Origin of the sequence: Synechococcus sp. UW140, assembly GCF_900474295.1 — a bacterium.
GTDB lineage: Bacteria > Cyanobacteriota > Cyanobacteriia > PCC-6307 > Cyanobiaceae > Synechococcus_C.
The window spans coordinates 52,050-64,012 of sequence record NZ_UCOB01000030.1 but is presented as its reverse complement, the minus strand read 5'-3'; the positions used below and the strand labels follow the sequence as shown (position 1 = coordinate 64,012).

Sequence of the window (11,963 nt, the reverse complement as noted above, 5' to 3'; positions counted from 1 at the left end):
TGATGCTCTCTTCTGCTCCAGGCCTACTGGTGATCGCTGCCAGCAACGGTGAGAACCTCAAGCTGGGACAGCGATTCGTTGAAGCCGCCCAAAAGCTCGACACCACCGCAGACCTGCTTGATCTCACCACGATCGAGCTTCCCCTCTTCACCCCCCGGACCCAACAAGGAGAAACACCGGCCGCCATCGCAGCTCTCCAAGCACAACTGTTGGCAGCTCCACGATGGGTGATCTGCGCTCCGGAATACAACGGCTCGATTCCGCCCTGCCTAACCAACGCGATCGCCTGGTTATCGGTGCAAGGGGACGACTTCAGGGCCCTATTCAATGGCCGGCCAATCGCGATGGCGACCTTCTCAGGCGGTGGCGGCATGGAACTGCTGCTGTCGCTGCGCATCCAGCTCACCCACCTCGGCGCCGAAGTGGTGGGCCGCCAGTTGCTCAGCAACCATGCCAAACCCCCGAAAGACGACAGCATCGCCGACCTGCTGCAGCGTCTGCTGCAAATGACACCTCTCCAACTCTGAGCCGATCACTCGGCATCACCTCCCCAACGGCGAAGCCATGAACGAACCAGCATCGATCAGTGATTCCGCCCTGGTGCTCCGCCTTGCCGGAGAACGCTTCCACAGCGAGCGAGGCTGGCTCAACTCTTGGCACAGCTTTTCCTTTGCAGGTCATCACCATCCCGATTGGATGGGCTTCGGACCGCTGCGGGTGATCAACGACGACGTGATCGCGGCAGGCCAGGGCTTTGGCATGCATCCCCACCGCGACATGGAAATCATCACCGTGATGGTGGAAGGCCAACTCAACCATCGCGACTCGATGGGTCACAGCGGGGTGATTCACGCTGGTGATGTGCAGCGCATGAGCGCCGGCACGGGCATCGTGCACAGCGAAGTGAACGAAGGAGACGTGCCCTGCAGGCTGCTGCAGCTTTGGATCGAACCAGACGAACTTGGCCTCTCGCCGAGCTACGAACAACGCCAAATCGCCATCGGCACCGACTGGACACCGCTGATCGCTCCGGACCAGCCAGAGGCAATGGCGATCGCCAGACCTGTACAGATCTGGCGCGCCCAGCCCCCAGTCGGCTCAGAGCTACCGCTACCTGCGTTGGGTGACCAGAGCGCCTGGGTCCAAATGATCGACGGCAACGCCGAGCTCACAGGCGAAGCAGCAAACCCGCCCATCCAGCTGGGGCGGGGCGACGGCATCGGCCTGCTCAAAGGCACCACCCACTGCAGCCTGCGCAACACCAGTGGCAGCAGCAGTGATCGTTGCGATGCACTGCTGTTTCTCCTGAGCTGATGGGTCCGACAGGGACGCACACCATCCCTAGTGCCCAGCGACAAGCCGACCAACATCAATGTTGATGACATAGGTAGCGTAAGTAACAACATTTCCTAGCGAGATACCCTCTGCCCAAAAGGAAACCCAGCTTTTCGCGGCTGCCTGATTGCAATCAATCAGATGATCCCAAAGAGATTGAAAAATTCTCTTGCACACCACATCTTGTGCCCTGAAATAGCAAGGTGCTCAAGCCCCTCGGACCTCGATGAGATCTGACATCGCTCTCAAAACGATTCGGTACAGCGGCTTCGTGCTGGTGGAGCAGGCCAACCACTCATGGCAAGTGAGGCCAGAACGCAGCCCGATGACTGTTCTTCCCTTTCGGACACCCACCTGCTCGCTGGAGGATGTGAAAGCACTGATCGACTGGAAACTGTCTCAGGAGGAGCAGCTGATCGGGGTCGCCTGACACCCTGCAGCTCCTCCTTCAAACAGTTCAGGCAGCCTGAGGAGGCGGGGTTGGCGAATCCTGCAGCTGGAATGGAAGCACCAGGGTGGCCCAGCGCTCAGGCCGTTCAGGACGCTGACGACGCGCTTGACGCACGCCGAAAGGAACGCGCACGACGTTGGTGCCTTCCATTTGCAGGGTGTGACCCCGCTCAAGAGCCGACTCCAAACAATCAGGCAACGCCGGTGTGGTGGATTTGATGGTCATGGTCCCCCTGCGATGAAGCAGATGCCGAACAGTGTGCAAACACTTTTCGTTCTACAGAGAAAACCGAAAGGTATTTTTTCGATTTCGATGAAAATTTAACCTGAGAGTTGCTGATCCGCCAGATCTGCCACTGAAGGACAGGTGCACACAAGGTTGCGATCGCCGTAAGCGTTATCGATGCGGGCGACATGGGGCCAGAATTTGTACTCACGCTGATCCGCCAAGGGGAAAGCAGCCTGCGCTCGGCTGTAAGGCCGATCCCAGCTCTCAGCAGTCACGGCCGCAAGAGTATGGGGAGCCCGCTTCAGCGGGTTATCGGTTGGATCACTGGCGCCGGTTTCAATCGCCGCCGCTTCGGCCCGGATCGCGATCATCGCTTCACAGAACCGATCCAGTTCAGGCAGGCTTTCACTTTCAGTCGGCTCCACCATCACGGTGCCGGCCACAGGCCAGCTCACTGTGGGGGCATGGAAGCCATAGTCCATCAGGCGCTTGGCGATGTCATCCACCTCCAGGCCTGCTGTGCGCTTGAGCTCGCGTAGATCAAGGATGCATTCATGCGCCACTAAGCCGCCTTCACCACGGAACAACACCGGGAAATGGGGATCAAGCCGCCGGGCCATGTAATTCGCGGCGAGAAGAGCGATCGCGGTGGCCTTGCGCAGGCCATGCGGACCCATCAGACGCAAGTACATCCAACTGATCGGCAGGATGCCGGCACTGCCCCAGGGCGCAGCCGACACCGCACTGATCGCCTCGTTGCCACCACATTCAGCCAGGGGGTGCCCAGGCAGGAAGGGGAGCAGATGCTCCGCCACACCAATCGGTCCAACACCGGGCCCGCCGCCGCCATGGGGGATGCAGAAGGTCTTATGCAAGTTCAGATGGCAGACATCGGCTCCATAGGCTCCGGGCCTGCACAAGCCCACCTGGGCATTGAGATTGGCGCCGTCGAGATACACCTGACCACCGTGGGCATGCACACAGGCACAGATCTCGCGGATCCCCGGTTCGAATACACCGTGGGTGGAGGGGTAGGTGACCATCAAGGCCGCCAGGCGCTCGCCGTGCTGCTCGGCCTTGGCCTGCAGATCGACGAGATCAATATTGCCGTGCTGGTCGCAAGCGACCGGCACCACCCGCAAACCTGCCATCACGGCACTGGCCGGGTTGGTGCCGTGGGCGCTGGTGGGAATCAAACAAACATCCCTGCCCACGTCACCGCGGGAGAGATGCCAGGCTCGGATCACCAACAAGCCGGCGTATTCCCCCTGAGAACCGGCATTGGGCTGCAGCGACACGCCTGCAAAGCCAGTCAGAGCAGCCAACCAGGTTTCCAGATCGGCCACCATCTGCCTCAGACCCGCCAGCTGTTCCGGCGGCGCGAATGGATGCAGGGCAGCAAATCCATGCCAACTGACTGGAGCCAGCTCAGCAGCAGCATTGAGCTTCATCGTGCAGCTGCCCAGGGGAATCATGCTGTGCACCAGGGACAGATCCCTGCTCACCAGCTTCTGGATGTAGCGAAGCAGCTCCGTTTCGCTGCGATGGTGATGAAAAACCGGTTGCTGAAGCCAGGTGTCCTCGCGCAGGGGAACACCGGGGAGAGCCGCTTTTAGCGCCGCATCTCCCAGCAACAACGGCAGCGCATCGCCAGCCGGCGGCAGCGGGGCAGCCCCGGCCGCCTGGGCCAGAATCGCCAGCAGGGCGTCAACCTCCGCAGCATCGCTGCATTCATCCAGGCTGATCCCAAAGCCCTCGGCTTGATCTGGAGCAGCACCATCGGGGAGCACCCGCAGGTTGTATCCCTGTTCCGACGCCAGACGATGCACGGCAGGAGCCTGCACACACCGCACATCGACGCCGTCAAACCGACAGCCCGCGGCCAAGGGATAACCCAATTGGCGCAGCCCTGCTTCCAATCGGAGGCGGAGATCGACAAGCTGTCGAGCGATCGCCTCCAAGCCATCCGGTCCATGGTGAACCGCATAGAAGGAGGCCATCACGGCCAACAACACCTGGGCGGTGCAAATGTTGCTCGTGGCCTTGTCCCGTCGGATGTGCTGCTCACGGGTCTGAAGGGCTAGCCGCAACGCTGGCCGCCCTTCCGCATCGCGGGACTGACCGACGATCCGCCCCGGCACCTGACGCTTGAAGGCTTCACGGGTCGCGAAAAAAGCAGCATGGGGACCACCGCCCCCCATGGGAACACCGAAACGCTGGGCACTACCCACGGCGATGTCGGCCCCCAACTCACCCACAGGGGCCAGCAGCACCTGGGCCAAGGGATCGACCGCAACCGTCGCCAGGGCGTGATGGGCATGGGCCTGGGCGATCACTGCAGTTGGATCCCACAGCCGTCCGCAACGACCGGGAAGCTGAAGCAACATGCCGAACACATCTTGATCCCAGCGGAAGGCCTCGGGCTCCGCCACGTCGATCACCACCCCAAGCGGTTCTGCCCGGGTCTGCAACACCGCCAAGGTTTGGGGAAGCACGGCAGCATCCACCAGGAATCGCTTGGCCTCAGGCCTGGTGCACACAGCGAAGCTGAGGCCCATGGCCTCAGCGCATGCGGTGGCCTCGTCTAGCAGCGAAGCATTGGCGATCGGCAGTCCGGTCAGTTCACTGATCAGCGTCTGAAAATTGAGCAGGGCCTCCAACCGTCCCTGAGCAATCTCCGCCTGATAAGGGGTGTAAGCGGTGTACCAGGCGGGGTTCTCCAACACATGGCGCTTGATCAGTGCTGGCGTGGCTGTGTCGTGATAGCCAAGACCAATCAATGAACGCCGCACCCGATTGCGGGATCCAATCACCCGCAATTCAGCCAAGGCTTCGGCCTCACCACAGCCCAGTGGCATGCTCTCCACAGGCGGAGCGGCATCAAGAATCGCCCCAGGAACGACTGCGCTCACAAAGGCGTCGAGATCGGCAAAGCCAAGCGACTCCAGCATCGTTTGCTGGTCCGCCTCACTCGGGCCGACATGCCGTTGCACAAATGGCGAGAGCGAGGAAACCGTTTCTGCAGCAGAAGACGGGCGCTGTTCAAGCTGCGTCAAATCGCTCTCGCCGATTCATGAACGATCGATTTTAAAAAAAAGCGGCTCAGGCAGCGGCCACTTTGGCCGCATACGTGACCGAATCCATCAGCTCCTGCAGCTGGGCCACATCAGAAGGGCGCACCGCCAGCAACCAGCCCTGACCATGAGGGTTGTTCTGCAATTCTTCTGGGCTAGCGAGCACCGATTCGTTGCGCTCCACAACCTCACCGCTAACAGGGGCATACATCTCCTCCACCGCCTTCACCGATTCCACGGTGCCAAAACTGCTACCGCGGCTGAGACTGGACCCCACCTCGGGCAGATCCACAAAGACGATGTCCCCCAACTGATCCACAGCGAAAGCACTCAGCCCGATACGCACCAGATCGCCATCGGCATGGGCGTATTCGTGGCTATCGGCGTAGCGAAACTGCTCAGGAAAATCAAAGGCCATGGGGCCGGGAGCGGGCAAAAACCTCACCCAGTGTGGAACAGATTGACGAGTCCTGCCGTATGCAGAGCCGTAAGCGCCCGAACCAGGGCCAGTTCCACATGGGTGCGATGGGTACCGCCTTGCACGTAGAGGTTGAAAGGCTCGCGCAGCGGAGCATCAGCGGAGAACTCACTGGTACTGCCATCGATAAACGTGCCACCGGCCATCACCAAATCACTGGCGTAGCCAGGCATCGCCGCCGGCACAGGGTCGAGATACGAACCGATCGGCGAACAGGCTTGAAAGGCCCGGCACACCACCTTCAGGGCCTCGGGATCACCCAGCTGCACGGCCTGGATGAGATCGCTGCGGGCAGCACCGGCCTGGGGTTGCACCGCATAGCCAAGCGCAGAAAAAGTCTCGGCCACCAGATCGGCACCGATCAGTGCCTCCGCCACCATCTGCGGAGCAAGAAACAGTCCCTGAAGGACTAAACGATGGAGATCAAAGCCGGTGCCACCCTCGCTGCCGATCCCGGGAGCGGTCAGACGGCAACAAGCCTGCTCAACCAGATCGGCACGGCCGGCCACATAGCCACCGCCTGGGGCGATGGTGCCGCCCAAATTCTTGATCAGCGAACCGGCCACCAGATCCGCCCCCACGGCCGGGGGCTCCTGGTCTTCAACCAGCTCGCCATAACAGTTGTCGACGAAACAAACGCACTCGGGCTGGCGGCGATGAATCCGCTCGCACAAGCGGCCGATCGTCTCCACCGACAACGAGGGGCGCCAGCTGTAGCCGCAGCTGCGTTGGATCAAGATCAAGCGCTGGGGGAGCTCAAGCGCTCGATCCAGAGCCTGTTCATCCACCTCTCCTGCGGCCTCTCCTTCAGAGATGAGCTCAAGCTGGTCATACACCACCCCAAATTCCGCCAGTGAGCCCTGGCCGGATCCACGCAGGCCAATCACCTCTTCCAACGTGTCGTAAGGCCGACCGGTGATCGCCAGCATCCGGTCACCGGGGCGAAGCACACCGAACAGAGCAGCGGCGATGGCATGGGTGCCGCTCACAAACTGCAGTCGCACAGCCGCGGTCTCTGCACCAAGCACCCGGGCGAACACCCGATCCAGCACCTGCCGGCCCTGATCACCATGGCCATAGCCCGTGAGCGAAGCGAAATGCTGGGTGCCGACGCGTTCGGCAGCAAAGGCCGCAAGCACCCGCTCCAAACGGGGCAGCACCGCGGCTGTGCGCTGTGCCGACTGGGCCGCCAAGCGCTCCCTTGCCGCTGCCACCAGAGCCCTGGCCCGTTGCTGCCCCGCCTGGGGATCGAGCTGCTGAGAAACCATGAACAGCGCCTGGGATCCGTGCTGGTCGTTACATCATGCAGCGCTCTCCTACATTCATTTCTCCTACCGACCGCCCTGGAGCTCCGGTTCACCGCAGCAACAGACGGATTCGGTTCGTGGAGATCTCCTTGGTCACAACCTCTCCGGCGTCTACCCCCTCCGAACGTGAGCTGCGCATTCGCGCGGCACTGATGGCCCCCCGAGAACCGCTGCCGCGCAAGCAGCGCAAGCTCAAGAGCGGCACCACCTCCTTCATGCTGGTGATGCACGTGCTGGCCACAGTGGCACTGTTGCCATGGTTCTGGAGCTGGCAAGCCGTGGTGGCCTTTGCAGTTCTGTACTGGACCACGGTGTTAGGGGTGACCTTGGGCCTGCACCGCTTGGTGGCGCATCGCAGCTTCGAGGTGCCGCGTTGGCTCGAACGCGTGCTTGTGCTGATGGGCACCTTGGCCTGCCAGAGCGGCCCGATCGAATGGGTGGCCTTGCACCGCCACCACCATAAATTTTCCGATCAGCCCAACGACCATCACGACGCCGGTCGGGGGCTTTGGTGGAGCCACAGCGAGTGGATGCTGCATGAGATTCCTGCCCTGGAACACAAGGAACGCTTTGCCGGCGATCTGCTCAGCGATCCCTTCTACTTCTGGCTCGATCGCTGGTTCCTTCTGCCCCAGATACCGCTGGGCCTGGCCCTTTATTGGTACGGAGAAGCAGCCCAGGTGCATGGCGGTGGCCTTGGCCTGGTGCTGTGGGCGATTCCCCTGCGCCTTGTGGTCGTCTACCACGTCACCTGGTTGGTGAATTCGGCCACCCACGCCTTCGGTTACCGCAATTTCGACTGCCCCGATCTGTCACGCAACTGCTGGTGGGTGGCAATTCTCTCCTTCGGCGAGGGATGGCATAACAACCATCACGCACACCCGGCGAGCGCGCGCCATGGCCTGCGCTGGTTCGAATTTGACATCACCTGGATGCACATTCGCCTGCTGCGCCGCCTCGGCCTCACCCGCCGGGTGCGCCAGGCCCGCTACGCCCCCTGAGGGAGAACTGGAGGAAGTCTGCTGAAGCGCAACTTCAATCCTTCGAAACAGCAGCCTGACTTCCTGGTTCAAGCTGCTTGGCGCGCGAACGCAGCTGGGCCAGAAACCCCTGCGCGCCGTGACGACCAGATCCGCCAAGCTCCTGATAGGTGGCATAGAGATCCAGTAATTCACCATCGAGCTCATCGGAGCTGTAATCCCGCATACCAGCCATCACTGCCGCAAAGCGTTCCCGTCGCTGGCTCTTACTCACCGGGTAAGCGGCCATCACTTGATCGCGGCAGAAACGCCAGCTTCGAGCAGCGCAGAGCTGGTCAGCCAGAGCTGCGCTGAGAGCCGAGGCCTCCTCAGCGTCAATCCGCCAATCAAAACCAGGCGGCAATGGCGCCAGCCCTACAAAAATCTCGAACAAAGCACCGGCACCGAGAGGCTGACCAGTCCCGTTCACCAACGGAGCATGACCATCAGCCAGCACTTGCAACAACTCGGGATGCACCTCCTGAAGGTGCTCACGAATCGGATCGAGCCCCGCCAAGAGCACGGCATTGGCCTGACCAAGAGCCAAAAACACCTCAGGCCCTGGCGCTGCCAACTTGCCGTTGCGCAGATTTGAGATCTGGGAGTTGTGCACCCGGCCCAGATCAAGAGCCTCAGCCAACGCAGGCAGCACCTTGTGGGACCAGCCGTTGCGCTCATGCCAGACGTGCACAAGGTGGGCCATGGCTCGGCGACCTTCTTCCAGTCGCTCCCGGTAACCCTTGGTCACACAATCAGACCCAGAACTGGAAGCAGTCACTTGATACGGATCCTTATCGCCTATAGTTTGGAGAGAGCAATCGGATCAGCAATGACATCCTGTGTGATCACGACGCCATCTCCTCCGAGCAGGCCTACAGCTTCGCACGAAGCTTTGAAGCTTGCAGAGCGTCTACACCAACCCCGCAAGGGGCACAAAGCCGTTGAGCCTGATCAGGCAAAGCGCTGGGGAACGATCGGATTCATGATCGCGATCCATGCCCTGTCGATCGTGGCCTTGTTGCCCCGCTTCTGGAGCTGGCAAGCCGTCACCTGCTTGGCGATTCTCTACTGGATCACCGCCTGCCTGGGCGTGACGATCGGCTATCACCGTCTGCTGTCACATCGATCCTTCCGGGTCCCAACCTGGCTAGAGCGCTTCTTCGCCACCTGCGGAGCCCTCAGCTGTCAGCACGGCCCCATCGACTGGGTTGGCCTGCATCGCCACCACCACAAGTTTTCCGATACGGATGCTGATCACCACAACAGTCACCGCGGCTTCTGGTGGAGTCACATGGGATGGATGTTCCAGCCCATTGCCGCCATGCAAGCGGTGCCGCGCCTGAGCGGCGACCTCAGTAGCGATCCCTATTACCGCTGGCTCAACACCAATTTCCTGCTGCTGCAACTGCCCCTGGCGATGCTGCTGTTCTGGATTGGCAGCATCAGTGGCGTCGGCGGCTGGGCCCTGGTGCTCTGGGGAGTTCCCCTGCGCCTGGTGCTCGTGTATCACGTCACCTGGCTGGTCAATTCCGCCACCCACTGCTGGGGCAGCGTGGCCTATGAGAGCGGTGACGCGTCCCGCAATAACAAATGGGTCGCCGCCTTGACCTTCGGCGAGGGCTGGCACAACAACCATCATGCCTTTCCCCATTCCGCCCGTCACGGCCTTCAGCCCGGGCAGATTGACCTCACCTGGGAACACATCCGACTGATGCGAACGCTCGGACTGGCCAGCCAAATTCGCCTGCCGGTCGCGTCGTAAAGTTGCCGATCGCTCAATAGACGCTGTAACGGATCGATCCCATGGCCAAGCGCGTACAAGTCGTTCTGAATGAGGACGTTCTCAGCCTCGGCCGGGACGGAGACATGGTGGAAGTAGCTCCCGGCTATGCCCGCAACTTCCTCCTTCCCTTCGGCAAGGCCGTACCCGTGACGCCTGCCGTGATGAAGCAGGTGGAGCACCGTCGCGCCAAGGAGGCCGAGCGTCAGGCTGCCCTCAAGCAAGACGCCGTGGCCTTCCGCACCGCCCTCGACACCATCGGCCGCTTCACCGTTAAGAAGCAGACCGGTGATGATGATGTGCTGTTCGGAACGGTCACCAATGGTGACGTGGCCGAAGCGATTGAAACCGCCACCAAGAAGGAAGTGGATCGTCGCGACATCACCGTGCCCGACATTCATCGCACCGGTAACTACAAAGTGCAGGTGAAGCTGCACAGCGAAGTGAGCGCTGAGATCAACCTAGAAGTGGTCAGCTACTGAGCCTCACCGAGGTCTGAATCACATCAGGCCGTCACATCCCACTCTGTTGCATGCTCTCAAGTGCGCCAGAGTGGGTTTTCGCTTTTGATTGGCCAACCGCGATGGTGACCGCCCCCTTGTCTGAACCCGGCGGCGAGTCCACCGAAGGCGGTCGCCGTGGCTTCGGCAAATCACGCCAGCGGGATGAGCCCAATTTCGAGGCCCTGCCCGACTCCGTACCACCTCAAAACGTTGAGGCAGAGGAAGCAGTCTTGGGTGGCATCCTGCTTGACCCGGAAGCCATCGGCCGCGTGGCCGATGTGTTGCAACCTGAGGCCTTTTATCTCAATGCCCACCGGGAGATCTTCCGCACGGCAGTGATGCTCCACAGCCAGGGCAAACCCACCGACCTCACGGCCATGACGGCATGGCTGGCCGACACGGGGGCACTCGACAAGGTGGGGGGCAGCGCCCGCTTGGTTGAGCTGGTGGAGCGGGTGGCCTCCACCGCCTCGATCGAGCAGGTGGCACGCCTTGTGATGGATAAGTTCCTGCGCCGCCAACTAATCCGCTCCGGCAATGAGGTGATTCAGCTGGGCTTCGACCAGAGCCTGCCGATGGAACAGGTGCTCGACAAGGCAGAACAAACGATCTTCGCCATTAGCCAGGAGAAGCCCTCCAAGGGCCTCACCCCAACGGCTGAGATCCTCACCAGCACCTTCAACGAAATCGAGAGCCGTTCCCTCGGCACCTCCGTGGCAGGGATCCCGGTCAACTTTTACGACCTGGATGCCATGACCCAGGGCCTGCAGCGCAGCGATCTGATCATCGTGGCCGGCCGCCCTGCCATGGGCAAAACATCCATCGTGCTCAACCTGGCCAAAAACGTGGCCCAGCTCCACGACCTGCCGGTCTGCGTGTTCAGCCTGGAGATGAGTAAGGAGCAGCTCACCTACAGGCTGTTGTCGATGGAGGTAGGGATTGAAGCAGGCCGATTACGCACCGGCCGCCTGCAGCAAGAGGAATGGCCGCTGCTCGGCCAAGGCATCAACACCCTTGGCCAGCTGCCGATCTTCATCGACGACAAACCCAACTCCGGCGTTCTGGAAATGCGCTCGCTCTGCCGGCGACTGATGGCGGAACAAGGCAAAGAGCTGGGCCTGGTGGTGATCGACTACCTCCAGTTGATGGAGGGCTCCAGCCCAGACAACCGCGTGCAGGAAATCTCGAGAATCACAAGGGCCCTCAAAGGCATGGCCCGCGAACTGAACGTGCCAGTGATCGCCCTCTCCCAGCTCAGCCGGGGCGTGGAATCACGCACGAACAAGCGCCCGATGCTCAGTGATCTGCGCGAATCAGGCTCGATTGAGCAAGACGCCGACCTGGTGCTGATGATCTATCGCGACGAGTACTACAACCCGGAAACTCCAGACCGAGGCATCACTGAGGTGATCGTGACCAAACACCGCAACGGACCCGTTGGCACGGTGAAGCTGCTGTTCGAACCCCAGTTCACCCGCTTCCGCAACCTGGCGGCTTAAGCCTGAGGTTGGAGCATGTGGATTGGCCGCATCCTGCTGTTGGACGTTGGCTCGTCATACCTGGCCCGTTGGTTCCTCAGCCCTCAAGCCCATCGCAATTACGTGGCCAGTTGGCTCAAGCTTCTGCATAAAACAACCCGCATCCTGCCGAGGGGGCAACATCGGCTCCGCCAGGTTGCCATTCGAATCTTCGAAGCCACACTGAGCCCCAGCAACCGCCGCAAAGCTATCAAGCGCTGACGCGTGAACAAAAACACATCGCCCAAGTGACGCAAGGGCCATAAAAGTA

13 protein-coding genes are annotated in these 11,963 nt (G+C 61.2%); 8 read left to right on the top strand and 5 right to left on the bottom strand.

Features of this window, described 5'->3' with window-relative positions; translation table 11 throughout:
• Positions 1 to 2 precede the first annotated feature (2 nt).
• The 3 genes from DXY10_RS12630 to DXY10_RS12620 all read left to right on the top strand — a co-directional run bounded on the left by DXY10_RS12630 (position 3) and on the right by DXY10_RS12620 (position 1,765).
• Positions 3 to 527 (top strand): NADPH-dependent FMN reductase, encoded by a 525-nt coding sequence (locus tag DXY10_RS12630; RefSeq protein ID WP_115019801.1) that lies wholly within the window; start codon positions 3 to 5, stop codon positions 525 to 527.
• 37 nt (positions 528 to 564) lie between these two features.
• Entirely contained in the window at positions 565 to 1,314 is a 750-nt protein-coding gene (locus DXY10_RS12625) for a pirin-like bicupin family protein (RefSeq protein ID WP_115019800.1), read from the top strand.
• Positions 1,315 to 1,561: 247 nt separating this feature from the next.
• Positions 1,562 to 1,765, top strand: coding sequence for a hypothetical protein (locus DXY10_RS12620; protein WP_115019799.1), 204 nt, complete (start codon positions 1,562 to 1,564; stop codon positions 1,763 to 1,765).
• A 27-nt stretch (positions 1,766 to 1,792) separates the two neighbouring features.
• Here DXY10_RS12620 and DXY10_RS12615 read toward each other — a convergent pair whose 3' ends face one another.
• From DXY10_RS12615 to DXY10_RS12600, 4 genes are all read right to left on the bottom strand, one after another.
• Positions 1,793 to 2,011: a hypothetical protein gene (locus DXY10_RS12615; RefSeq protein WP_115019798.1), complete on the bottom strand. Its 219-nt coding sequence runs from the start codon at positions 2,009 to 2,011 to the stop codon at positions 1,793 to 1,795.
• A gap of 95 nt (positions 2,012 to 2,106) precedes the next feature.
• Positions 2,107 to 5,070 (bottom strand): aminomethyl-transferring glycine dehydrogenase, encoded by a 2,964-nt coding sequence (gene gcvP / locus DXY10_RS12610; protein ID WP_115019797.1) that lies wholly within the window; start codon positions 5,068 to 5,070, stop codon positions 2,107 to 2,109.
• A 46-nt stretch (positions 5,071 to 5,116) separates the two neighbouring features.
• Positions 5,117 to 5,506 (bottom strand): glycine cleavage system protein GcvH, encoded by a 390-nt coding sequence (gcvH, locus tag DXY10_RS12605; RefSeq protein ID WP_115019796.1) that lies wholly within the window; start codon positions 5,504 to 5,506, stop codon positions 5,117 to 5,119.
• A gap of 23 nt (positions 5,507 to 5,529) precedes the next feature.
• On the bottom strand, positions 5,530 to 6,834 hold the full coding sequence (locus DXY10_RS12600) for a methionine gamma-lyase family protein (protein WP_115019795.1): 1,305 nt from the start codon (positions 6,832 to 6,834) through the stop codon (positions 5,530 to 5,532).
• Between the two features lie 191 nt (positions 6,835 to 7,025).
• On the opposite strand from DXY10_RS12600, the gene DXY10_RS12595 reads away from it, so the two are divergent.
• Positions 7,026 to 7,874: an acyl-CoA desaturase gene (locus tag DXY10_RS12595; protein ID WP_371411160.1), complete on the top strand. Its 849-nt coding sequence runs from the start codon at positions 7,026 to 7,028 to the stop codon at positions 7,872 to 7,874.
• A 34-nt stretch (positions 7,875 to 7,908) separates the two neighbouring features.
• On the opposite strand, the gene DXY10_RS12590 is transcribed toward DXY10_RS12595, so the two are convergent.
• Positions 7,909 to 8,640 (bottom strand): hypothetical protein, encoded by a 732-nt coding sequence (locus DXY10_RS12590; protein ID WP_115019794.1) that lies wholly within the window; start codon positions 8,638 to 8,640, stop codon positions 7,909 to 7,911.
• 81 nt (positions 8,641 to 8,721) lie between these two features.
• On the opposite strand from DXY10_RS12590, the gene DXY10_RS12585 reads away from it, so the two are divergent.
• The 4 genes from DXY10_RS12585 to DXY10_RS12570 all read left to right on the top strand — a co-directional run bounded on the left by DXY10_RS12585 (position 8,722) and on the right by DXY10_RS12570 (position 11,914).
• Entirely contained in the window at positions 8,722 to 9,654 is a 933-nt protein-coding gene (locus tag DXY10_RS12585; RefSeq protein WP_115019793.1) for a fatty acid desaturase, read from the top strand.
• 41 nt (positions 9,655 to 9,695) lie between these two features.
• Positions 9,696 to 10,154: a 50S ribosomal protein L9 gene (gene rplI, locus DXY10_RS12580; protein WP_115019792.1), complete on the top strand. Its 459-nt coding sequence runs from the start codon at positions 9,696 to 9,698 to the stop codon at positions 10,152 to 10,154.
• A 101-nt stretch (positions 10,155 to 10,255) separates the two neighbouring features.
• Complete coding sequence (gene dnaB, locus DXY10_RS12575; RefSeq protein WP_115019825.1) at positions 10,256 to 11,674, top strand: replicative DNA helicase; 1,419 nt, start codon at positions 10,256 to 10,258, stop codon at positions 11,672 to 11,674.
• A 15-nt stretch (positions 11,675 to 11,689) separates the two neighbouring features.
• Positions 11,690 to 11,914: a hypothetical protein gene (locus tag DXY10_RS12570; protein ID WP_115019791.1), complete on the top strand. Its 225-nt coding sequence runs from the start codon at positions 11,690 to 11,692 to the stop codon at positions 11,912 to 11,914.
• Positions 11,915 to 11,963: the final 49 nt, after the last annotated feature.